Below are 19,608 nucleotides of genomic sequence, written 5' to 3' on the forward strand. Positions count from 1 at the left end.
AAATGGTCGATTGCGAGGGGGATGTCGGCTGCGGTGGTCTCGCGGATCGGCTTGCCGTTGTCGATCGTCTCGGCCATCGCCAGCAGATCGAGATTTTCCTCCATTCGCTGCGCGATCTTCAGCAGCACGCCCGCACGATCGGCCGCCGAGGTTTCGCCCCAGCCGGCCTTCGCCGCATGCGCCGCATCGAGGGCCAACTCGATATCCTCGGCACTGCTGCGGGCGACCTTGCAGACGACCTCGCCGCTGACGGGGGACACGTTGGCGAAATAAGCGCCACGCGACGGCGCGACCCAGGCGCCGCCGATGAAATTGTCATAACGGTCACGGATCAGGCTCTTTCCCGCCAGACCGTCGATGGCTTGCTGCAGCATCTCTCTCTCCGTGTAGCGCGAGCTGGTTAAGCTTCCCGGCGATCATGAAGGTGGGGGGAGGGGGCGGCAATTAGACCTTTGGTCGCAGCAGCCGTCCTGTTTAGCCCGAAGCGCGCGCCGACTTGCAGCTCGCCGCTAGAACGCTGAGTATAACGCGAGGTAAATGGTTGCGCCTTTTTTAGGTGGCACAATCGCCCCACGCCGACATGCTGACGCCGAGTGAGCGTTGCGCCGGACTTGATCAACCGTAGATCGGACGCAGCCCCGCATCGAGATAATACCGGATGAGCACCATTGAGGCGAGCAGGTCGGGCGAGCCGTCATGTTCGATCATCACCCAGCCCTTGAAGGCGTGCCTCTTGAGCAGGCAATAACGCCGTTGAGATCGAGCTCGCCTTCGCCGGCCTTCCAGATCCACCGGTGACCGTCGCCGGCAATCTCGCGATCCTGCACATGGCGCACTTTGCCGGGCTGGTTCGCCGATGCGGTCCCCCTGAGATGGAAGGTGCTGATGCGGTCGTGATAGTCCTCTCAGAATGTCCGCAGGCACTCACCGAGGATCGAGACCCGAGCAGTATCGAGGCAGTCGTGGACCAGCGCCGGCGCGAGCACATGTCGATGGAGGCCATCATGGCGACAGCGCGAGACCTGCCTATGCCGCACAAGGGCACCGGAGGCGGATACGTCACCGGTGGGAGGTAACGGCTACCGAAGCTCGGGCCTCTCCAGGCTTGACTGGGCGCAGTGCTGAAGGAAGCGAGGCGCGGCCGCAATGCAATAAGTTGAGTCTCAAACACATAGCGATTTTCTATAAATTGTCTTTTAAGAACCTTAATTCTTAAAGGGGGCTACTGAAACTTCACATCGATTACGCCCTAAACGCTTTGCCTCATAAAGTGCATGATCTGCTGAGGCATAAAGACTTGAAAACGTCGCGCCGTCGAAAGCGGCGGCCAAGCCTATGCTAATCGTAACGCGGACATCTGCGCCCGAAGCAAATGAACGCTCCTTCTCCGCAACCGCTGCCCTAACACGATTTGCCGAGGCGATCGCCTCGCCGAGATCCGCGGCTTCGATCATGGCAATGAATTCCTCGCCGCCCAGGCGCCCGAAGATGTCGTGCTTACGCAGCGATGCACGCACGTCCTGCGCAACTTCGGCAAGCAGCGCGTCACCTGCCTGATGGCCGAATGTATCGTTGACTTGCTTGAAATGATCTATGTCTATGATTAGCATATAGAGGTGTCTAAATTCTTTGTGCGCCAACCACAATTCGACTTCGCGAAGCATCCATCGGCGATTCGGTATCCCGGTAAGCATATCCGTCTCTGCCGCCTTGACGAGTTCTGCGTTTACGAGGCGGAGTTGCTCTGTTCGATCTGCCACTTGCCGCTCGAGATTTTCGTGGGCGTCGACGAGGCGAGCCGCCATGCGCCTGAAATCAAGGCTAAGTTGGTCCACTTCGTCCCGGAATCGAATGGGCGCCGAAATCTCCGCTACCTGGTCCGCAGCTGTCGCAGCGAAGCTGCGCACACGCTGCGTCAGTTGCCGCAACGGTCGCCCGACGTGACGCCGAAGCAGCACGGAAACGATGATAGCCTGCAGGAGCAGACATAGCGCAGCCGTGATACCGACGCGCAGAAGCGCGCGATTAGCCGCCACCCGCTGCACGGCATCGTCCTGCTTGACGATGACATACCATCCAGTTGTTTGAATGCGGCGCATCGAAACAAGCGCGTGAAGGTCCAACACATGGCCGCTGAACCAGCCTCCGTGTTGCCTGGTCAGTGCCCATAGTGCCGCCAGTTCGGGTTGGCGCGTCATCTTGAGATCCAACAGACGCTCAGGCACGAGTTTACCCTGACGGGTCATATCGGGATGGCGGATCAACATTCCTTCCGACGAAATGAGGATGACATCGGTTCGGGGAGGGCCTGCCAGTTCACCTGCCGAAAGCAGATCCTGCAGCATGACACTCGTCCCCCAGGTTCCGAGATGACGACCATCGACATCGAACGGCGTCATGCAGCCTGTCGTCCATGTGCGGCCGGACCGATCGTACAGAATAGGCACAAGGGGCGTGCATTTCGTCGTGCGCGTCGGATTTGCTGCCACCGTGCTGATGCGGGCAAATGCCTCTTGCTGGAAGTCCAAATCCGCGGGTGCTGTCTTTCGATAGAACATGAGTCTGTCGGGGCGGTCCGGCGCAAACATCACAAGCGCGTTGTCAGGCGTGAAGAAGTAGAGACTTTTCAAGTCGGGCCGGATGCCTTCGCCGATCGCGTGCGCCACGCGTGTCGCGGACAGGATCAGCGACGCCTGACGCGGATTTGCCGGCCGACCGATATATGCTCCGATCCCGCGAATATAGCCGAGCGACGTGCCAGCGCCGTCATATAGCCCGTCGGCGCTATGACGCGTTCCCTGCTCGTCCTTGGGATACAGCCGATCGAACTCGCGATGGTCGGCAGTAGTGTCCCTCGTTGCGAATTCAGCGTGGAGCAGTTGAACTGCATGCTTATGTGCGTTCGTCAGCCGGCGGAACCGAGCTTCCTGGGTCGCAGCGATCAGCGCGCTGTAGCTGTTCAGTCGTTCAAGCGATTCCCGAGCCGTCTGCCGGCTTATGTCGTAGTACGCCGCGATACCCGATGCGATGAACAGGGCGCCGATGATAACTGACAACGTGATCGACGCTCGGACCGCGATCGGCAGCGATCGACGAACAATTCTCTCCATTCTTCCCCCCGCGGGACATTCCTGGTCAGGGCAACAAGAAGGCTGATATCGCAATCCATCAGGCGGAGCGCGTCCCACCGACAGAGCATATCATGGCGCATTTGATACGGTCAGCAAGACCACGCCACCTTTCGTTCTTATGTCGCGATGAGCGTTGCGGAGTGCAATCGGCCATTTGCAAAATGAGAATGAATGTGAATTTCCCGCGGCAGAACGGGAAGGAAGCGGCACGATGCGCCCTGGAATCGTGTCGACCGCCATGTGGAGTTTCGATCCCTTCTTGCGCTTGCCCCCGTCATCACCGGTCCGCTCGCTCCAGAGCGTGGAGCACAACGTCCGGCTGTCGATCATCGCGAGGCCGGGTTCGGCGGCATGTCCCGCAGCCAGGCGCAGAACGGCACGCAGGTGGTCCACCAGTGCTTCGAACCAGCCCGCCAGCCAGCTCTAGATGTTTGGTCCCGGAGGTTGGTGGTGCGGATTTGAGGTGAAGCGAGCAGGCTCGGTTTGCCACGCTTTGCAGATGGCTTCGTAGGGTGTGAGCCCCCGCATCCTCTTGTTGCAGCGTCAGATATAGTTTGCGAGCGTAAGGAGGTTAGGTTGCAAACGGCCAGACTGATTCTGCGACGTCATCGGTCGAGGCCGAGCGCCCTCCGATCCGCGGTGGCGGCCGCCAGTTCGGCGCGCGCGGCAGCGATCCTGGCCTGGGCGTCAATCAGCCGGACTCGCGCGTCCGTCGCAGTCTCCTCGCGCTGATTGACCAGGAAGAAATCGCTCGATCCCAGCTCGAAGCGACGGCGTTCCGCGGCGGCAAGTCGTTCGGCGAGCTGGCGCTCCTGCTCGGCAATGGCGGCTAGGCGTTCAGCAGCATCGACACCGATATTGATGCCGTCCACCTCGACCGCAATCTGATCGCGCAGGAAGCGGCGGCGTGCTTGCAGTGCGTCGATCTCCGCACGTGCTTCCGCCACCCGCCCGCGCGCCGCCCGGTTCTGCAGCGGCAACGAGAAACGAAAGCCCACAATCGCTTCGAGCTCGTTGCGAGAACGGCCGCCGGGTACCTCCTCGCCGACATCCTTACCAACCTCCCCCCGCAGATCCAGTCGCGGCCGGAGTTCGTTCTCGGCCAGCGCGAGGCGGGCAGTCCCCTGATCGATGCGGGCGAGCAGCGATTGAACATCGGGCCGCCGGTGGGCAAACTCCGAATCCGCTGCACTGGCAACGCCGGCGAGGGCATCGAGCCCGCGCGGGAGGCGTTCGGGTCCGACTAGCAGCGGTTCGCCGGTCTCGTTGCGGTAGTAGAGTGACAGCGCGTTCGCGGCGGCCCGGAAATCGCCTTCGGCACGAATGACGAGCGCGCGGCGACGCACGAGGTTCTGATCATTTTCGGCCAGCAGGATTTCGGGCCGCGCGCCGAGTTCCACTTGGCGGGACAAGCCACCCCGCCGCCGCTCGGAAAGATCGAGCAGGTCGCGATAGGCTTTCAGCCTGAGGCCTGAAGCAACCCAGTTCTGGTACGCATCCACCGCCCGGCGCTGCACGCCGATCGCTACCGCTTCCCGCTCGAAGCGCGCGATGTCGATGTCGCCGCTGGCCAATGTGCGACGTGTCCGGCGCTCGTCGACCAGTCGGTCACGGAGAAGCGCGTACAGCGCACCGATCTTCATCTCGCCGAGGCGACTTGTGTAGTTCTCCTCCTCATAGACGGGGAAGCTGCCGCGGCTGGCCCGGTAGCCGCCGTAGACATAGCCGCCATTGTCGCTGAGCGGCCGCGTCGCGCGGCCAGCCACGACCGTCCCGTCATAATAGCCGAGCGCGCGCGAGCGCCCCTCCACATCGAACACCGTGTCGAATGCACCGGTGGCGGTGATGGCGCGCCCCTCTGCCGCCCGTACCTTTGCCAGGGCCTCGACGATCTGCGGCGCTGCGCGGGCAGAGGCGCGCAAGACCTCCTCCAGTGTCAGCGCACCGGCGACAGGCACCGGCTGGGCTGCCGCATCCGGCAGTTGGGAATAAGCGGCCGTGGGCGGCCCAAGCAGGCAGGACAGCGCGATCAGAACCCGGATCATTTCGCCTTGCCCGCCTTCGCCGCAACCTTGTCCTTGTCCTCCGGCGCCGCCTCGCCCCCGCCTGTCACAACCTGACCGAACTCGAGGGGGAAGTCGTTCAGCTGGCGCCACAGTTCATAGCCGACCGTGACGGTTTCGCCTTGTACCCAGCCCTGAACCTTGCCGCCCAGCCTGACAAACCGGAGGTCGGGCCATGCGGGCTTGCCGTGCGCGGGCTCAACCAGAATGCGGATCAACCCCTGTGCATTCGCCGTGGCATCGATGGTCCGCACGCGGCCATCGAAATAGCCATATGCGATCGAGGGCCAGCCGCTGAACTGTATGGCTGGCCAGCCTTCGAACTCGAGCCTGACCGGACGGCCGGGCCGCAGCAACGGCACGTCGCGGCCATCGATGAGCAGTTCGACGGCGCGCTCGACGCGTTCGGGCGCGATCGTTGCCAGGGTCGTCCCGGCCGAAACCAGCGCACCGCCCGCCGCCGCGTTGAGGCTTTGCACGCGACCGTCGCGCGGCGCACGAACCAGCTGCGCCGATTGCCGGTTAAGCTGGACGTCGATGCGATTGAGCTTGGCGCGCGACTCGGCGAGCTTGGCGGCAGCGTCAGCAACCTTGATCTGCGCCTGCTCATAATCGCGCCGTGCGGCCAGACCTTCGGCGAGAAGCTGGCGCGTGCGGCCGACATCGATCGAAGCCACCGCCTGCGCCTGCCGCACGGCCGCGATTTCCGCTTCGACCTGCGCGCGCTCGGCGGCGAGCCGCGACAGGAGATTGGGATCAAGATCGATGATGCGTGCGATCGGGTCGCCACGATGAACATGCTGCCCGTCCTGGACATACCAGCGCTCGACCCGCCCGGGCACCAAGGCGGTCACGTCCTGCGCGCGGTCGCCGGGATCCAGCGCGACGACCTGCCCCTGGCCCTGTGCGGTCTGGAGCCATGGCACGAGAAGAAGGATGGCGACGCCGACGGCCAGGCCAAGTGCGATGAGCCACGCGACGACGACGCCCACGCGCGGGGGCTTGAGCGTCGCCAAGGTGCGGAAGTGCACGAGATGTTCAGGCCGGTACGGCATCGCCGCTCCCCTCTTCCGGCGTGGCGATCACAAGATCCGCGAGCGAGGCGAAGCGGTTTTGCACCGTGAGCCCCATTGAGAGAACACCGTCCAGTTCCAGGTCCTCCGGCCGCCCGGTGAAAAGCAGCACCGTGGTGTCATCGCCCTTCAGCAGGCGCATCGCCGCCATGAGCCGCTCCGTCGGCAGCAGGTCGTACAACTGGCCGAGAAGCAGCAGCTTCGGGCGTACCAGCAATGCATTGGCGAGCTTCAGCGCCATCGTCTCGCCGACGCTGAGCGGATAGCCCGAGGACGCGAGGAGCGTATCCAGCCCCTTCGGCAGGCTGGCGATGCGCCTTTCCAGTCCAACCGCGGCGAGTGCCGCCATCGCATCGCCCGCATCATGCCCGCCGGCGAGCCTCAGATATTCGCGGATCGTCATCTCGACAATCGTCGGACGGTCGACCACCATTACGTCCGAGCGCAGACGGTACATGTCGAGCGCCCCCAACTCTGCGCCGCCGATCCGGATGAGCCCGCGGTCCGGCTGTGCGTGTCGTTTCAGCAGCAATGCCAGACGACGCTCCGCCCCCGCTGCGCCGACCGCCACCAATTGCTCGCCGGCACCGATCGACAGGTCGAACCGGGCGCCGTCGAACGTGACATCGGTAAGCTTGACGGAACCATCGCGGGGCCCCTGGTCGCTGCGTACCGACGGCTCCTGCGGTATGTCGAACAGCAGCGACAGCTCTTCGGAACTGGCCACGAGATCGTAGAACGTGTCGAGGTACCAGCCGAGCTGCGAGATACCGTAGAATACGCCCGAAAGGATGAGCTCCGCCGCAACCAGCTGGCCGAGCGAAAGCTGCCCCCGGAGAATGAGCATACCGCCCAGCAGCAGCAACGCAGCGCTTGCGAGCGCATAGATCAGCAGGAACGCGACGGTCTGGGCGAAATGATATCGGAAATAGCGCCGGTGCGCGTCGACGTAGGACGCTGTGAACGTTTCCGATCGGTCCATCGCGAAATCGAGGTGCCGCGCCGACTTGTAGAACCCGTTTGAGCCGCCGACGCTCTCGAGCCAGCGCGCCGCATTGTGCTTCGCATGACTGAGGCCGACGGCCCCCGTGATCGCGCCGCGCCGGCCGAACAGCCAGATCAGCAGGATGGCGATGACGAGGACGATATTGAAGGCGAGAAAGAAGGGATGGTAGAAGCTGGTGATCGTAAGCCCGACGATCGCCTGCAGGACGATGGTGAAGCCGCCAATGACGAGGCTGGGCACCGCCTTCTGAACGATAACCAGATCGAAGAAGCGATTGAAGATTGCTGTCCGGTCCGTATCCGCAAAGAACGGGTTCTGGGCGTGCACGGCACGCACCGTGACTTCCGCCACGACCCGCGCGAAGACCCGGCGCTCGAAGGCGGCCATGATCCACACCCTCAGCGCACTGAGCCCTGCCACGATAAGCAGCAAGACGAACAGCACGATCGACAGCGCCCACAACGGCGCTGGCTTGGCGGTGTTGGCGACGCTGTTGATCAGCAACTGAACCGAGATCGGCGTCGCCAGCGCGAGCAGGCTGATCGCCACAGTGTAAACCACGCCAAGCCTGACATAGGCGGCGTCCGGCCCGATGACCTGCGTCATCCATTCGGCCGCATCCCGAAATCCCAATCGTGTCGCTGCCAATGCCGGTTCCTTCCCCCGTGCCTTTAGCGACGCCTGATCGACAAGGCGGCGATGTCGAGTGCCGGCGCGGGTCTCCAGCCCACTGCCGCCGACCGGCCATGCCCGGCGCGCCGGCTGATCTGCGGCGCCTGTCCCATCCTGCCAGCTCGGTTCCGTGGCCGCCGCCTTGCGGTGGCAAACAGGTTGTTGAGCGAAAGCTTGGTCATAGGTTGAGGCATACTTTCGCGCGTTGCCGAGACGCGTTCAGCTACGGTCGATGAAGGCCGGAGCCCAATCGAAAGCGTTGCCGCTCAGCCATAGGCTATGGTTATAATGCGCGATGCCAACGCTGCGACAGCTCGAATATCTCGTGACGATCGCGGATACGCAGTCCTTCGTAGAGGCGGCGCGCATCGCGCATGTCACGCAGCCTGCGCTCAGCCAGCAGGTTCGGGCGCTCGAAGATCGTCTCGGCGTGAAGCTGCTCGATCGCGGCCCCGGCGGCGCGGTCCTGACGCCGATCGGCCGCAGCATCGTGGCGACCGCACGCCGGATGCTGGGCGATGCGCGGGAGATCGCAGCGTTGGCGGCGCACTCATCGACCAGCGTGGCCGGCACGCTCAGGCTCGCCACCACGCCGACCCTCGGCCCTTATCTCCTGTCTCCGATCATTGCCGAATTGCACCGTGTCGCACCCGGATTGCGACTGCATGTCCGCGAGGGCATACCCGATGATCAGATCCTCGAGCTCTCACGCGGCAACGTAGACGTGGTGCTCGGCCCGATGCCGATCGCCGGCGACGACCTGACTATCGAACCGCTGTTTCGCGAACCGCTCCACCTCGTCGCTGCGCTCGATCATCAACTGGCGGCGAACGATCAGATTTCGGGCGACATGCTTGTGAACTACTCTCTGCTATCGCTCGATCCCCGGCATCACTTTGCCAAGCAGGCGGCGGAGATCGCTGAGTCCTATGGCATGAAGATCGCACCTGACTATTATGGCACCAGCCTCGACAGCCTTCACCAGATGGTTGCCAGCGGACTGGGTTTGAGCGTGCTGCCCAGCCTCTACCTCAAGTCTGACGTCGGCGGGTCGGTGGGTCTCAAGGTGCTGATGGTCCGCGGCTGGCGCCGGCACCGATCGATCGCGATGGCTTGGCGCAAGCAGTCATCGATGGATGCCGCGTTCCGTCTGATCGCGGACCATGTTCAACAAAGCGCGCGTCGCATTCTTGATCCCATCACAGCCGTATAGGCAGGCGGTGCCATCCGGCGTGTGAAGGCGCACTTCGCCCCTCCGTTTGCCTCGAAACCCTGCATTCTGAGAGGCCGTGCGTAGCCGGTGAGCTCGAGATACCGCCGGCCCCGGCGCGCCTCTACCGCACCTTCCCAATAGACCAGCGGCCGGTACGCTGGCCATCGAGTTCCTGCGCGTGGAACATCCGCCGCAGTGGAAAGCGGGTAACGCCGCCGGGCAGGCGGACGCTGAGTAGCTGCTCGACGGGATAGATCGCGCCCGTCGCTGCCCTGCGCCATCGCCGCAGCGTCCGGAACGAGGCATCGCCGGGCTCAAGGGCAGTGATCCGCCCGTCGCAACTGCTTATCCAACCGCCGGCGCAAAGTGTCGTGCCGTCGTCACGCCGGATGCGAAACGCCATCAACGCGCGACCGTCGTCGAAATCAAGCCCCGTCCAGTCCCACCCCTGCGCGTCGCGGGTTAGATAGGTGGAGGACGATTCGCGATCGAGCCACGCCTCTCCCGTCATTCGCGCCGCGCTGCGCAAAACTGTGCCGCTCACGCGCAGATGCGGGATCGAATAATATTGGCTGGCATCCCCCGCTGCGGCCCCTTGCGGCTATAGCCGGCCATGGCCTGGAGCTAAGGCGGCAGCGTCGGCGCAAAGTCGAGCGCCAGCGCAAAGGCTTCGGCCCTGACGGTCGCTGTCCGGCGTCCGCCAGATGTCCGCCCAAGCCGCCAGTCGCGCAGCGCCCACGCCGTGCGGGAGCGCACCGACCCGCGGGTCGGACAGGGCGGCGTGCGCGAACAGCAGTTGCTTCGCGGCGAACCGGCTGGGATTGCCCTCGTCCGCCGCCGGCCGCGTCCGCAAGAAGGTCACCTGGAAGCCCAGCGGATCGTCGGCGGCCGTTCGCAGCCAGCCTGTCACATACCACTACCCAGTCCGGAAAGCCGGGTGCGCGCCATGGTCCTGAGGGAAGCTCAGCGTAACGCCGGGGCGGATGGCGGGGTGGTGCATCGACGTCGGTGCCGCGGTGACGCCCGCCGTGACCAGGGCAAGGGGCGCTGCCAGCCACCGCTTCACCAATCTTCTCTCACCGACTGTATGGCGGCGCGTGCAGTCGCGGGTCGGCTGGTGACCGCAGCGGTCACAGCAGCGGCGGTGGTCAAGGCGACCGCGACCGCAGCGAGTGTCCCGTAGCGAAGCCGCGTACAGAGTACATTCGCTGGTCCAAGCGCTTTGGCGGAGCGCCGCCTTGGCTGCTGACGCTTGATTGTCAGCGCCGCTGATTGACCCGGCTAAGGTGTGGCCACGGTGCGGTCCCGCGGCTGCGCCGCGTCTGCATATGGAGGAAAGAGGGAAGGGTGGTGTTGCCGCCGGGAAGGGATCGCGCCGTTTGCGATGCGGTCTCCTCCGGACCTGGTGAAAAGCTGCAGCAGGGCGCTTCCCAATGGAAACAAGGTGCGCCCCACCATCCGTCGCCCCGCTTCGGCGTGGCCACCCCGGCTTCCTCCCGGCGGCATCCTTTGGCCTGATCATTCGCCACCCAGGGTGCTGCCTCGAGGCAGTGTCATGGCACGCGGGGAGCAGGCACGTCCTTCGCGAAGAGGATTGTCATGTCGCTGATCGCCAACCCACCCACCCAGGAACTCGCCGATCTCGTCCAGCCACTGGGCGGCACATGGCATGGTCGCACCGCGATGTGTCGCTGCCCGGCGCATGCGGACAGCGAACCCAGCCTGTCGCTCCGCCAGGGCGGCCATGGGATGCTGGTCCACTGCTTTGCAGGCTGCGCTCCTGACGACGTGCTGCGCGAACTGTCGCGAGTCCGTATCGTCCCGAACGCCGCACCACCGCCAGCCTCCGCGGCGCCGCGGCGCGCGAACATCCAGCGGCTGTGGAATGAAGCGCATGACGTCCGCGGAACGCTCGCCGAGCGCTACCTACGCCATCGGCACTTCGACGATATCCCGCCAGACCTCCGCTTTCACCCGCGCTGCCCGCTGCACCCGAGGCCGCACACGGTCTTCCTGCCGGCGCTACTCGTGGCGGTGCATGAACGGGCGCAACTCGTGGCGCTGCAGCGGGTCTTTCTCGATCCTCTCACCGCCCGCTACACCCGCAAGGCCATGCTGGGACATCCCGCTGCCGGGGCCTGGCAGGGCGGACGCCCGCGCGACACGCTGGCAATCGCTGAGGGCTTCGAGACGGCGCACGCGTTCACGGTCCTCCACGATATGCCGTGCTGGGCGGCCTTAGGCGGTCGACTGGACAAGATCATCTCTCCTAGCCGCATCACGCGACTGCTCATCGCTGAGGACAATGATGGACCGGGTCGCGCCGCCGGCACACGCGTCATCGAGCGAAACAGCCGGACCGACCTGAGCATTGAACGCTGTCCGCCACCGCGCCACTTCGGCCACTGGGCGGATGTGCTCGACGCCCAAAGCCGTGCCCCTGACGCGAGGCGTCAGGCGAAGAGGACCGGGAATTGGGGAGGAGACGCCGCATGAATTGTGCGGGCCCTCCCAGAGATCCCGATGACCGCTTCGTCGACTCGCTCGCGCATCTGTATCCAGGCGTTGGTCCTCGGCTTTTGCAACGCGATACTGGACCCGGCCACGCTCTCGATGCTCCCATGACCGTTTCATCGCGCTGCTCGATGCGCCGCCGGCTCCATCCGAGGCCTTGATCGCGCTGATGGCACGCAAGCCGGCCTGGGAGCGCTGAGAGCGCTGGCATCATGGCGAAGAGCGCCGTGTTCATCGCGCCCCAGCGCCTTGGCGCGCAGCATATCGTCGATGGATTAGACCATGGACGGCATCCCTCGCTCGATGAGTGGTCGCGGAGCCGGGCGCTTGCCAGTGAAGGGTTGTCGGCGCGGACCTGTGTGATTTGCACTGCAGACAGGCCCGATGTGGTCGTGGGCTATCATGCGATTACGACCGCGATGGAACAGCGGGCGGTGCTGCCCAGCGCGCGGCTGCGCCGCGGACAGCCCGATCAGGTGCCGTTGCTCCTGCTGGGACGGCTCGCCGTGGATGCCAGATATCAGGGCATGGGGGCGGGTACGGATCTGCTCGCAGATGCCTTGCGCCGGTGCCTCGCCGCGTCGGAGATCGCCGGTGTGCGCGCCGTCGTTGCGCATGCGATCGATGAAGCGGCCGCCATCTTCTATGAGCGCCACGGCTTTCTGAGGTCGCCCCTCGTGCTCAAGGAGGACCTACCGCCGATCCAGCGGTGGCTGAACCGCCTCCTTGCGCTGCCGATCGGCCTGCAGAACGCGATTTTCGACGAATTCCATTCGGTGGTCGAAACCCGCGTCAGCGCCGCACGCGAGGCCGGCACGCTCGATGTCGCCGTCGAGACGATGATCGTCGAGGAAGCCAGGATCCTCGAAGATGTCGTCCTGTGCACCGACCGGGTGGCCGGCGCCAGCCGAACGCATCACGCGGCTTGCCGACACAATCGAGGGTGCGACGACGATGTTCAACACCCAGTCGCACAGGGTCGCGCTGCGGATGCCCGCGCGCTCGCTGATGGAAGAGAGCGACGGGACGCTCATCCAGCGCTTCGAGATGATGCGGCCCGCGCGCAGCGACTACCATTGCGCGCTCGCGATGCAGGAGATGGCGTGGGAGCCGATCGGCCGCGACGACTTCATCACCTTGTCGACCGCCGAGGCCGATGAAGCCGCCAACACGCTCCACCGCGAGCATATCCGGATCGCCACCGGCCTGTTGCTGCCGATCTGGTCGTTGCTCAAGGGCTCCAGCAGCGTCAGGCGCGTCGCCGCGGCCGATGGACGCTCCTGGCTCGGCCGCATCGTCCATGACAGCGATGGCGCTGCCTGCCCGCGTGAAGGGGGTGAAAGTGCCGATCTCACCGGGACCGCCAGTATCCATGCCACATTGCTGGCCGTAATATGCTAGAGAGGATCACCGGCGGTCAAACCCCGAGCTGCGCCCGGTTGAGAGATTCGCTTTGCTCTTGCTCGCTCCATGAGGAGCGTCTGATGGACGACCTAAATTATCTATATCACCGCCAGCAGGTTTCGCTGATGATGGCGCAGGCGGCGCCGGATTCATGCAGCCGTGCATCTCACAACGCGATGGCTAAGGCTTACGAGTCTCGGATCGGCATGATGCGGATCGCATCTGGCGCCGACGAATTGTCGCTCGCAGATTGAGTCAGTCTCCATCCGGCGACTGGGCCGACAAAGATCGGGCAATGCTTCGCCGCCGGCTCAAGGAAAGCTTGGACGCGGCGGCGAACTCGCCCACGCCCGCTCTGGCCGAGCGTCACAGGGGATTTGCTCGGCTGTACGAGCAAGCCCTCCAGGTGAGCACTTCGCAAACAAGCGAATCATCTGGCGCCGGCAGCCAGCCGCTGCAGGCTGCGGTCAGCCCCGCAGGAATTGGCGACTGTGAAGGTTAGGGGATGGCGGCGTTGACAAGCGCCGCCTACCCCCCCCCATACACAACGTGAACCTGACACCATCGCCGTTTCATCTACAAACGCGGTTCGGCCGACACTGGGATTGCAACATGGCACTGAGATGTATGGTTTTTGGCCACAAGGCCGACCGAGGCGGCGTCCGTCATGATAACCAAGATTTTTGGACAGGTTGCGCCCGGTGCGGCACCCGTCTTATCCGCGGCGTAGACCGGTGGCGAGAACCCACCGAACGCGAGGCATCGGATCACGAGGCAAATAAGGTTGAGCAGGCAGCGCAGCCTACAGCATCTGATGCTCGACCCGCTTGATCCCTTGCCGCCGACGCCGCTCAAGGCGCGCCAGGCCGCCTCGTCACCGCCGGCCGGGCCGACGATCATATGGACGAGCGTCTCGCGGATCTCGGGCGCCAGCATCACGTCTCATTTTTGATCCATATAGGGTCAGCCATTGCCTGAACCGGCAACGTCGCTATCCGGTTGCCGCTCGCGTCGTCGAGGCACAGCATAAACGATACACGAACATTACCGGTGACGATCTCGTCGAGGAGCAACTGACCGGCGGCAAATCGGCACTGCTTCAACGCAGCTTCTGAGTTCGCGGCGTCAAACCCTGTCGGATCTAGGAAATTGTCATTCGCATCAATCAAGTGGAGATAGAATCGGGCCATGGCCCAATTTCACACGTTGAGCGAGCGGGACGCATATACATGAGTTAACAGGCGATCCGAGCGTCGTATGCGGTTCGGCTCGGCGGCGCCCCACACGCCGCCGAGCAATCCCGCCGCTTCCCGGTCCGAAGCGGTCCTACGACCTACTGCCGGGCTACGACGCGGAAATCCCTCACATATGTTGTGGTCGTCACTGTAGGAGAGAAAGATCGTGGTCACGCAAACGACCGGTCGTGAAATGGAATGCAGGGCCGGAGCCCCGCCGTCGGGCGTCGAATGACATCCGCAGCGCGAGGGGGGCAGAAGGGCGCCGTGGACGAACAATCAATGATCTGGCGCCTGCAATGTTTCCGGAGCGCCCGTCTCGGCAACGCATCTTAAATCAACCTATATTGGCGCCTGGAGCGGCTCCTTCTGTCACTTCGACCGCATGAGTCGCGAACAAGATCTGCTAGGCCAGTTGGAGCGCTGCCTGCGGCTGGCAGCTGCGTGCATGGACCATGAAACCGCGTTGCACCTACGCCAGCATGCCGACGATTTGCGGGAAGCCATCCGACTGGCGCGCGACGAAAAAGCCGGCAACGGCAGCCGCGACTCTGGTCAGTGAAATCGGCGGCGGAGTGTGGGGACCTCCGCCGCCAGTCGGTTGCGATAAGACCCCCGACGAATCCGACGCCAGACCAGAACCGGCGCCCGATCACAATGCTGGTACTCAAGCGAATATTAACGCCGCGCTAACTGCGAGCGCTGCCACGGCGGCTCGGGCTGGGGCGGCCCGGCGGCGCCGTGGGAACGCCGCCGAGCCTAACCGCCTCTGCTCAAAGAAGGCGGCTGCCGGCGACCTACTCGCAACACTCCGGATCTCCCGTGACGGCAATCACGGAAGCGTAATGAAAAAAGGCGACGGAGCAAAAGCGCCGCCGCCCTGATAGAGCCTCTGTGATTTAGGTGGAGCGGCCCGGCTGGATACCCGCATCTATCGACCGCCCAGATTATCAGTCAATTGAGCACCCCGGCGGCGGGGGTGGCAGATCATACCGGCGCATGGGGCGAGCGCGGCGCGGTTGATCGAGGTCGAACCCCGGAGGCGGCGGGGCATCTTCCCGAAGCGGGCATTGATGTCGAGCATCTCGCGAACGAGCGGATCATTGCGCGGTCTTCGTCGCGATCGGCGAGAGGAAGTCAGGACCAGCGCCCCTTCCAGTTCCACCGGCCGGCCGAACACGTCCCGCCGCGCCGGCAGGGTGCCGGACAGGCCCGGAATGCGCGCCTTGATGTAATCCAGCGGTGTAAGTGTATCGCGCTGCACCGGGTCGATCGTTCGCGTCCCGAACGCCACGATCGCCGGCGCCGTCATCGAACCCGCGGTGCGCTCGATGTAGGAGGGCAGGAACCGCTGCGGATCGTTCATCGCTTTTGCGAAGTCCGACGCACCGCTAAGCCACGCGCCTGGCCCAGCTTCGCACGCGCGAAGACGAGTTGAACGCGGCGATCCGGCACAACGGGTTCGGTGACGCCCAGATCGACGCCTTCGTCAAGGAGCCCAACCGGGCCTCCGACGACATCGATGCCATCGAAAACCGTGCGCCGGTTCTGCCGGAAGGTCTGCGGCCGCATGTTGGTGCGTTTCTCACCCTGACGCCGCAGGGCGAGATGCAGCTCGACCCGCGCTACTACAGTGAGATGCCGATCACCCGCGTCGGCGATCAGGCCGCCGAGCCGCCGATCGCTGACGGCACTGACGACGCCGACGACGCACAGCGCGGTGACAGCGCAACCGGGAGCGATGCTGCCGCCGGCGAACGCGAGACCATCGTCGACGGCTTCCGCATCGGATATCGAGACCGATGATATCGGTGCGGGCAGCTAGCCGATCAGCGCCCCGCCTCGCCGACGAACTGGCAATGCAGCGCCGCGATGTGCTCGGCGCGTCGATCCTTGATCATCCGGAGCTGGCGCTCGACTATCTTCTCTTCGCGATGATCGACCCGCCCTACGTTGCAGGCGGCCGCAACACCGGCGCCACGATAAGGGCGCCGTTTCCCGCCGATCCAATCGTCGGAGATGTTCCGACGTCTCCCGCGCGCGACATGTAGGCCACGGCACGGTCAGGACTCAACGCGCGCTGGACGAATCATCAGGACATCTTCGCTCGCTTCATGCGCGCTGGATGACGGCGAGAAGACGGTCTGGATGAGCTGGATCGTCGCGGCGGTGCCAAGCTATCCCGTGCCAACGATCGGCGCCTCGCCCGCGATCGACGCGCTGCGTGTCGCGCAGGCGGGGCGCGGCCTTGTCGTCGGCAAGGATGGCATGATTCTGATCCTCCGCCGCCCCTGGCTCGCGATCGCACAGAAGCCGGCTGCCTATCTGCTTTATGGCAGCATCGGCGCGCCTCGCGCGGATTTCCACTGCGAATTCATCCCCGCCGAGCTGCGCGCGCATTCTCGATCAGTTCGTCGCGGCGTTGCCCAACGAGGCGGCAGCGTTCATCCTCTGGAATTATACCGCGGACGAATTCACGATCGACTATACCGCGATCGACGAGACGACGCCACCCCGGCTTGTCGATCGCCCACCGGCACCCGCGCCAGGCTGGCACATCGTCTGCGATGTCCACAGCCACGGGCACGGCCGCGCCTTCTTCAGCGCGACAGATGAAGCCGACGACATCCATGCGACCAAGATCGCCATCGTCTTCGGCCAAATCGACGATCCCGAGAGACAATCCAAAGTGCGGCGCCTCTGCGCCGCCGGCATGTTCCCTCCGCTCCGTAGCCTCTTCTCAGGAGACGATCATGACGCCTGACACCAGCCCCCCGTCACTTTCTCCCTGCCGGCTTCGCCGGCCACGCAATCCGCGTCATGCTCGCCGGTTGCGGCGGAAACGGCGCGCAGATGCCGAGGGAGCTCGCCTCGCTCGACACCGCGCTGCGCGCGATTTCGACGCGGTCGCTCGATGTCGTCGTCGTCGATGACGACACTGTCAGCGAGGCCAATCTTGGCCGCCAGCCCTTCCACCGCTGCGATCTCGGCGCCTCCGAGGCGCGCACGCTCGTCGAGCGCATCAACATCGCCCATGGGCTTGCCGGGCGCGCGCTCCATGGCCGCGCGCCGCAGGCCTGCGGTGTCGAGAATATCGACATCCTCATCAGTTGCGTCGACACCGCGTCTGCGCGGCGTGCGCTCGGCTGCCTGCGCGGAGACCACGTCGCCGCCGACCTACTGACTCGACCTCGGCAATCACGCGACCGACGGTCAGCTCCTGATCGGCTGTCAGATCGCAACTTCGGCAGGAATGAGCACTGTCTCCCGACCGTTCTCGACTATTTCCCCGAGCTTGCCGACGACAGCCTGCCCGACGACGACATGCCGTCCTGCTCAGTCGTCGAAGCGCTCGAGCGCCTGTCGCTGTCGTCAATCGCGTCGTCGCCAGCCATGCGCTGGCATTCCTCTTCGACCTGCTAGCCCGCGGCTCGATCGGCCATGCTTGTGCCTTCATTATTCTCGCAAGCGGCCAGGCTGTGCCGATACCGCTGCCGCGCGCGACCTGTTCACGCATATCGCCGTGAGCGGCTGATACGGCATGCATCGACATGTCGTTGCCATAGTGATTGCATTTTAATAGAATGCAATCACTCCTATTGAGGAACAATTCCGTGGCCTCCATCACCATCCGCAACGTGCCCGAAGAAGTGCATCGCGCGCTGCGCCTCCGTGCTTCCCAGCACGGACGTAGCACCGAGGCGGAAATTCGCGACATCCTCGAACAAGCGGCCATGCCTGGAGGCCGCAAGCTCATGGGTGATGCCATGATGGAAATTTGGGGCGAGCAGGGCCTGACCGATCAGGAAGCGGCCATGATCGAGGCGGCACGCGACAGCACCCCCGCCGAACCAATGCGCTTCGACTGATGGTCGTTCTGGACACGAACGTCATTTCCGAAATGACGCGGCAGGCACCCTCGCCTGCTGTTCGCGCATGGCTGAATGCGCAGCCATTCGAGTCGCTATTCATCACCTCCATCACCCTCGCGGAAGTGCGGTTCGGGATAATGACGATGCCTTTTGGCAAACGACGCGACTCTCTCGCCGCCTCTTTGGATCGAACCGAGCGACTCTATGCTGGCCGGATTCTTCCCTTCGACGAGGAAGCGGCAAAGCGCTATGCGGAATTGGCTACGCTGGCCAGGGCGCGAGGCAGGCGCTTCCCCAAGCCCGATGGTTATATCGGCGCCATAGCCGCGTCCCGCAATTTCATCATCGCAACACGCGACATGAGCCCGTTCCGAGCGGCGGGACTGAACGTCATAGTCCCTTGGGACGCGGCACATTGACGTTTTGGGTTACTGACCTGCGGTTCGCTTTCTGCGCCGCTTAGGGCCTGCACGGCGATGGCATCGTCGCCAGCGCGGACGCGGCCCACAATTTCACCATCGCCTTCGATCATCTCCGCGCCGCACGCGCGCTTCTCCGGCAAGCCGGCCTTCCGCGTGTCGAAGGGGGGCGCAGCGCATTATCCAGCGCGGAAGGCGCTGTCCGCCAATTCGACCACGGCTCCATCGCACGCCCTCCTGAGATAGCGCCAGGTCCCGCCGTCGGCGCAAGAGAGGAGAGAGGGAGAGAGGATTGTGTCTCAGGACGAAGAGTCCGAGGCACAATCTCAGGGGACCAAGATGAGCCGTCACATCCTTTACGCCCGCGCCGACCGTCCCGAAGTCGCCGATGCCGCTCGCTTTCTTAAATGAACGCTTTTTCGATCAGTCAACTAGAAGTTTGATAGCACGCACAATTTAGCTGTTTATCCACCACGAACCCGCGGGACATCGGAAATTGGCTACCGCGATAAGTTTTGACTCTAAACTGTACATCGTACACTGCGATCGCATCCGACATGTCCATTCTATGCCGCTCGCTGATTTTAGAGTCCGTTTGAGAATGCTCAGGGATGGACGACCCTTCGCAGCATGAGGCTTCCGAGCGCGACGTGGATCATGGCCTCGGAGACGTCGAGGCGCTGTTCGTAGTCTCGAACGAGGCGCTTCCACCTGGTCATCCATCCGAAGGTTCGCTCGACGACCCATCGCCGGGGCAAGACCCTGAAGCCGGGCTCCTTATCTGTGCGCCGCACGATCTCAAGGACGAAGTCGCGATAGGTGGCGGCATCCATGAGGCGGGTGCGGTCATAGGCGCCATCGGCGAACAGGTGTTTGAGCCAGGGCCAGCGCTTGCGGATGGCTGCAACGACGGTCTGGGCACCGGCGCTGTCGGAGATGTCGGCAGTGGTGAGGTTGACCATCAGCAACCTGCCATCGGTATCGACTGCGATATGCCGCTTGCGGC

General features: G+C 64.0%; 24 protein-coding genes and 2 pseudogenes. 13 read left to right on the forward strand and 13 right to left on the reverse strand.

Annotation, left to right across the window (positions count from 1 at the left end):
- Nucleotides 1-374, reverse strand: a 374-nt coding sequence (locus tag FHS96_RS29130) for an aldehyde dehydrogenase family protein (RefSeq protein WP_429600305.1), incomplete at its 3' end; no start/stop codon positions are given.
- Between the two features lie 420 nt (nt 375-794).
- On the opposite strand from FHS96_RS29130, the gene FHS96_RS29135 reads away from it, so the two are divergent.
- On the forward strand, nt 795-1,076 hold the full coding sequence (locus FHS96_RS29135; protein WP_429600307.1) for a hypothetical protein: 282 nt from the start codon (nt 795-797) through the stop codon (nt 1,074-1,076).
- A gap of 129 nt (nt 1,077-1,205) precedes the next feature.
- Here FHS96_RS29135 and FHS96_RS29140 read toward each other — a convergent pair whose 3' ends face one another.
- From FHS96_RS29140 to FHS96_RS29165, 6 genes and pseudogenes are all read right to left on the reverse strand, one after another.
- A complete protein-coding gene (locus FHS96_RS29140; protein WP_429600309.1) occupies nt 1,206-3,110 on the reverse strand; it encodes a GGDEF domain-containing protein in 1,905 nt (634 codons plus the stop codon).
- Nucleotides 3,111-3,200: 90 nt separating this feature from the next.
- Complete coding sequence (locus tag FHS96_RS29145; protein WP_429600311.1) at nt 3,201-3,524, reverse strand: hypothetical protein; 324 nt, start codon at nt 3,522-3,524, stop codon at nt 3,201-3,203.
- Between the two features lie 30 nt (nt 3,525-3,554).
- Nucleotides 3,555-3,665 (reverse strand): annotated as a pseudogene (locus FHS96_RS29150) (IS481 family transposase); the annotation flags it as partial.
- Nucleotides 3,666-3,736: 71 nt separating this feature from the next.
- The gene (locus FHS96_RS29155; protein ID WP_429600313.1) at nt 3,737-5,176 is read right to left on the reverse strand and encodes a TolC family protein; all 1,440 of its coding nucleotides are present in this window, start codon (nt 5,174-5,176) and stop codon (nt 3,737-3,739) included.
- Nucleotides 5,173-6,249, reverse strand: a complete 1,077-nt coding sequence (locus FHS96_RS29160) for an efflux RND transporter periplasmic adaptor subunit (protein ID WP_429600315.1) — start codon at nt 6,247-6,249, stop codon at nt 5,173-5,175. The genes FHS96_RS29155 and FHS96_RS29160 overlap by 4 nt, the downstream gene beginning before the upstream one ends.
- On the reverse strand, nt 6,233-7,921 hold the full coding sequence (locus FHS96_RS29165; protein ID WP_429600317.1) for an ABC transporter transmembrane domain-containing protein: 1,689 nt from the start codon (nt 7,919-7,921) through the stop codon (nt 6,233-6,235). The genes FHS96_RS29160 and FHS96_RS29165 overlap by 17 nt, the downstream gene beginning before the upstream one ends.
- 319 nt (nt 7,922-8,240) lie before the next feature.
- Here FHS96_RS29165 and FHS96_RS29170 point away from each other — a divergent pair, with 319 nt between their 5' ends.
- A complete protein-coding gene (locus FHS96_RS29170) occupies nt 8,241-9,158 on the forward strand; it encodes a LysR family transcriptional regulator (protein WP_429600320.1) in 918 nt (305 codons plus the stop codon).
- Between the two features lie 121 nt (nt 9,159-9,279).
- Here FHS96_RS29170 and FHS96_RS29175 read toward each other — a convergent pair whose 3' ends face one another.
- Nucleotides 9,280-9,702, reverse strand: coding sequence for a lipocalin-like domain-containing protein (locus FHS96_RS29175; RefSeq protein ID WP_429600323.1), 423 nt, complete (start codon nt 9,700-9,702; stop codon nt 9,280-9,282).
- Between the two features lie 57 nt (nt 9,703-9,759).
- The gene (locus tag FHS96_RS29180; RefSeq protein ID WP_429600326.1) at nt 9,760-10,068 is read right to left on the reverse strand and encodes a lipocalin-like domain-containing protein; all 309 of its coding nucleotides are present in this window, start codon (nt 10,066-10,068) and stop codon (nt 9,760-9,762) included.
- 689 nt (nt 10,069-10,757) lie between these two features.
- On the opposite strand from FHS96_RS29180, the gene FHS96_RS29185 reads away from it, so the two are divergent.
- The 4 genes from FHS96_RS29185 to FHS96_RS29200 all read left to right on the forward strand — a co-directional run bounded on the left by FHS96_RS29185 (nt 10,758) and on the right by FHS96_RS29200 (nt 13,330).
- A complete protein-coding gene (locus FHS96_RS29185) occupies nt 10,758-11,654 on the forward strand; it encodes a DUF7146 domain-containing protein (RefSeq protein WP_429600329.1) in 897 nt (298 codons plus the stop codon).
- A gap of 230 nt (nt 11,655-11,884) precedes the next feature.
- Nucleotides 11,885-12,832 carry a GNAT family N-acetyltransferase gene (locus FHS96_RS29190; protein ID WP_429600331.1) on the forward strand — a complete coding sequence of 316 codons (948 nt, stop codon included), beginning with the start codon at nt 11,885-11,887 and terminating at the stop codon, nt 12,830-12,832.
- Complete coding sequence (locus tag FHS96_RS29195) at nt 12,771-13,073, forward strand: hypothetical protein (protein ID WP_429600334.1); 303 nt, start codon at nt 12,771-12,773, stop codon at nt 13,071-13,073. The genes FHS96_RS29190 and FHS96_RS29195 overlap by 62 nt, the downstream gene beginning before the upstream one ends.
- 83 nt (nt 13,074-13,156) lie before the next feature.
- Nucleotides 13,157-13,330 carry a hypothetical protein gene (locus tag FHS96_RS29200; RefSeq protein WP_429600336.1) on the forward strand — a complete coding sequence of 58 codons (174 nt, stop codon included), beginning with the start codon at nt 13,157-13,159 and terminating at the stop codon, nt 13,328-13,330.
- 322 nt (nt 13,331-13,652) lie between these two features.
- Here FHS96_RS29200 and FHS96_RS29205 read toward each other — a convergent pair whose 3' ends face one another.
- The 3 genes from FHS96_RS29205 to FHS96_RS29215 all read right to left on the reverse strand — a co-directional run bounded on the left by FHS96_RS29205 (nt 13,653) and on the right by FHS96_RS29215 (nt 15,677).
- Nucleotides 13,653-14,012 carry a hypothetical protein gene (locus FHS96_RS29205; RefSeq protein ID WP_429600339.1) on the reverse strand — a complete coding sequence of 120 codons (360 nt, stop codon included), beginning with the start codon at nt 14,010-14,012 and terminating at the stop codon, nt 13,653-13,655.
- Entirely contained in the window at nt 14,012-14,266 is a 255-nt protein-coding gene (locus FHS96_RS29210) for a DUF6894 family protein (RefSeq protein ID WP_429600341.1), read from the reverse strand. Before FHS96_RS29210 ends, FHS96_RS29205 begins: the two co-directional genes overlap by 1 nt.
- Nucleotides 14,267-15,242: 976 nt before the next feature.
- Entirely contained in the window at nt 15,243-15,677 is a 435-nt protein-coding gene (locus FHS96_RS29215) for a hypothetical protein (RefSeq protein ID WP_429600344.1), read from the reverse strand.
- Between the two features lie 68 nt (nt 15,678-15,745).
- On the opposite strand from FHS96_RS29215, the gene FHS96_RS29220 reads away from it, so the two are divergent.
- The 7 genes and pseudogenes from FHS96_RS29220 to FHS96_RS29250 all read left to right on the forward strand — a co-directional run bounded on the left by FHS96_RS29220 (nt 15,746) and on the right by FHS96_RS29250 (nt 18,602).
- On the forward strand, nt 15,746-16,117 hold the full coding sequence (locus tag FHS96_RS29220) for a hypothetical protein (protein WP_429600347.1): 372 nt from the start codon (nt 15,746-15,748) through the stop codon (nt 16,115-16,117).
- A 53-nt stretch (nt 16,118-16,170) separates the two neighbouring features.
- On the forward strand, nt 16,171-16,362 hold the full coding sequence (locus FHS96_RS29225; protein WP_429600350.1) for a hypothetical protein: 192 nt from the start codon (nt 16,171-16,173) through the stop codon (nt 16,360-16,362).
- 97 nt (nt 16,363-16,459) lie between these two features.
- Nucleotides 16,460-16,615: pseudogene (locus FHS96_RS29390) on the forward strand (DUF2016 domain-containing protein); the annotation flags it as partial.
- A 118-nt stretch (nt 16,616-16,733) separates the two neighbouring features.
- Nucleotides 16,734-17,075, forward strand: coding sequence for a Mov34/MPN/PAD-1 family protein (locus FHS96_RS29235; protein WP_429600353.1), 342 nt, complete (start codon nt 16,734-16,736; stop codon nt 17,073-17,075).
- A gap of 56 nt (nt 17,076-17,131) precedes the next feature.
- Complete coding sequence (locus tag FHS96_RS29240) at nt 17,132-17,734, forward strand: ubiquitin-activating E1 family protein (protein ID WP_429600356.1); 603 nt, start codon at nt 17,132-17,134, stop codon at nt 17,732-17,734.
- A gap of 191 nt (nt 17,735-17,925) precedes the next feature.
- On the forward strand, nt 17,926-18,180 hold the full coding sequence (locus FHS96_RS29245; protein ID WP_429600359.1) for a FitA-like ribbon-helix-helix domain-containing protein: 255 nt from the start codon (nt 17,926-17,928) through the stop codon (nt 18,178-18,180).
- On the forward strand, nt 18,180-18,602 hold the full coding sequence (locus FHS96_RS29250; protein ID WP_429600362.1) for a type II toxin-antitoxin system VapC family toxin: 423 nt from the start codon (nt 18,180-18,182) through the stop codon (nt 18,600-18,602). The genes FHS96_RS29245 and FHS96_RS29250 overlap by 1 nt, the downstream gene beginning before the upstream one ends.
- A 605-nt stretch (nt 18,603-19,207) precedes the next feature.
- Here FHS96_RS29250 and FHS96_RS29255 read toward each other — a convergent pair.
- On the reverse strand, nt 19,208-19,608 hold a 401-nt coding region (locus FHS96_RS29255; RefSeq protein ID WP_429600365.1), incomplete at its 5' end, for an IS5 family transposase.

Source organism: Sphingomonas zeicaulis (genome assembly GCF_050433225.1).
Lineage (GTDB): Bacteria > Pseudomonadota > Alphaproteobacteria > Sphingomonadales > Sphingomonadaceae > Sphingomonas_D > Sphingomonas_D zeicaulis.

Excerpts from the sequence above, each read along its gene's own strand:
- FHS96_RS29190 (WP_429600331.1), top strand. The coding sequence starts at position 11,885 with ATGGCGAAGAGCGCCGTGTTCATCGCGCCCCAGCGCCTTGGCGCGCAG.
- FHS96_RS29195 (WP_429600334.1), top strand. The coding sequence starts at position 12,771 with ATGGCGTGGGAGCCGATCGGCCGCGACGACTTCATCACCTTGTCGACC.
- FHS96_RS29185 (WP_429600329.1), top strand. The coding sequence starts at position 10,758 with ATGTCGCTGATCGCCAACCCACCCACCCAGGAACTCGCCGATCTCGTC.
- FHS96_RS29140 (WP_429600309.1), bottom strand. The coding sequence starts at position 3,110 with ATGGAGAGAATTGTTCGTCGATCGCTGCCGATCGCGGTCCGAGCGTCG.
- FHS96_RS29170 (WP_429600320.1), top strand. The coding sequence starts at position 8,241 with ATGCCAACGCTGCGACAGCTCGAATATCTCGTGACGATCGCGGATACG.
- FHS96_RS29210 (WP_429600341.1), bottom strand. The coding sequence starts at position 14,266 with ATGGCCCGATTCTATCTCCACTTGATTGATGCGAATGACAATTTCCTA.
- FHS96_RS29160 (WP_429600315.1), bottom strand. The coding sequence starts at position 6,249 with ATGCCGTACCGGCCTGAACATCTCGTGCACTTCCGCACCTTGGCGACG.
- FHS96_RS29205 (WP_429600339.1), bottom strand. The coding sequence starts at position 14,012 with ATGCTGGCGCCCGAGATCCGCGAGACGCTCGTCCATATGATCGTCGGC.
- FHS96_RS29200 (WP_429600336.1), top strand. The coding sequence starts at position 13,157 with ATGGACGACCTAAATTATCTATATCACCGCCAGCAGGTTTCGCTGATG.
- FHS96_RS29240 (WP_429600356.1), top strand. The coding sequence starts at position 17,132 with ATGCTCGCCGGTTGCGGCGGAAACGGCGCGCAGATGCCGAGGGAGCTC.
- FHS96_RS29215 (WP_429600344.1), bottom strand. The coding sequence starts at position 15,677 with ATGAACGATCCGCAGCGGTTCCTGCCCTCCTACATCGAGCGCACCGCG.
- FHS96_RS29155 (WP_429600313.1), bottom strand. The coding sequence starts at position 5,176 with ATGATCCGGGTTCTGATCGCGCTGTCCTGCCTGCTTGGGCCGCCCACG.
- FHS96_RS29225 (WP_429600350.1), top strand. The coding sequence starts at position 16,171 with ATGCAGCGCCGCGATGTGCTCGGCGCGTCGATCCTTGATCATCCGGAG.
- FHS96_RS29250 (WP_429600362.1), top strand. The coding sequence starts at position 18,180 with ATGGTCGTTCTGGACACGAACGTCATTTCCGAAATGACGCGGCAGGCA.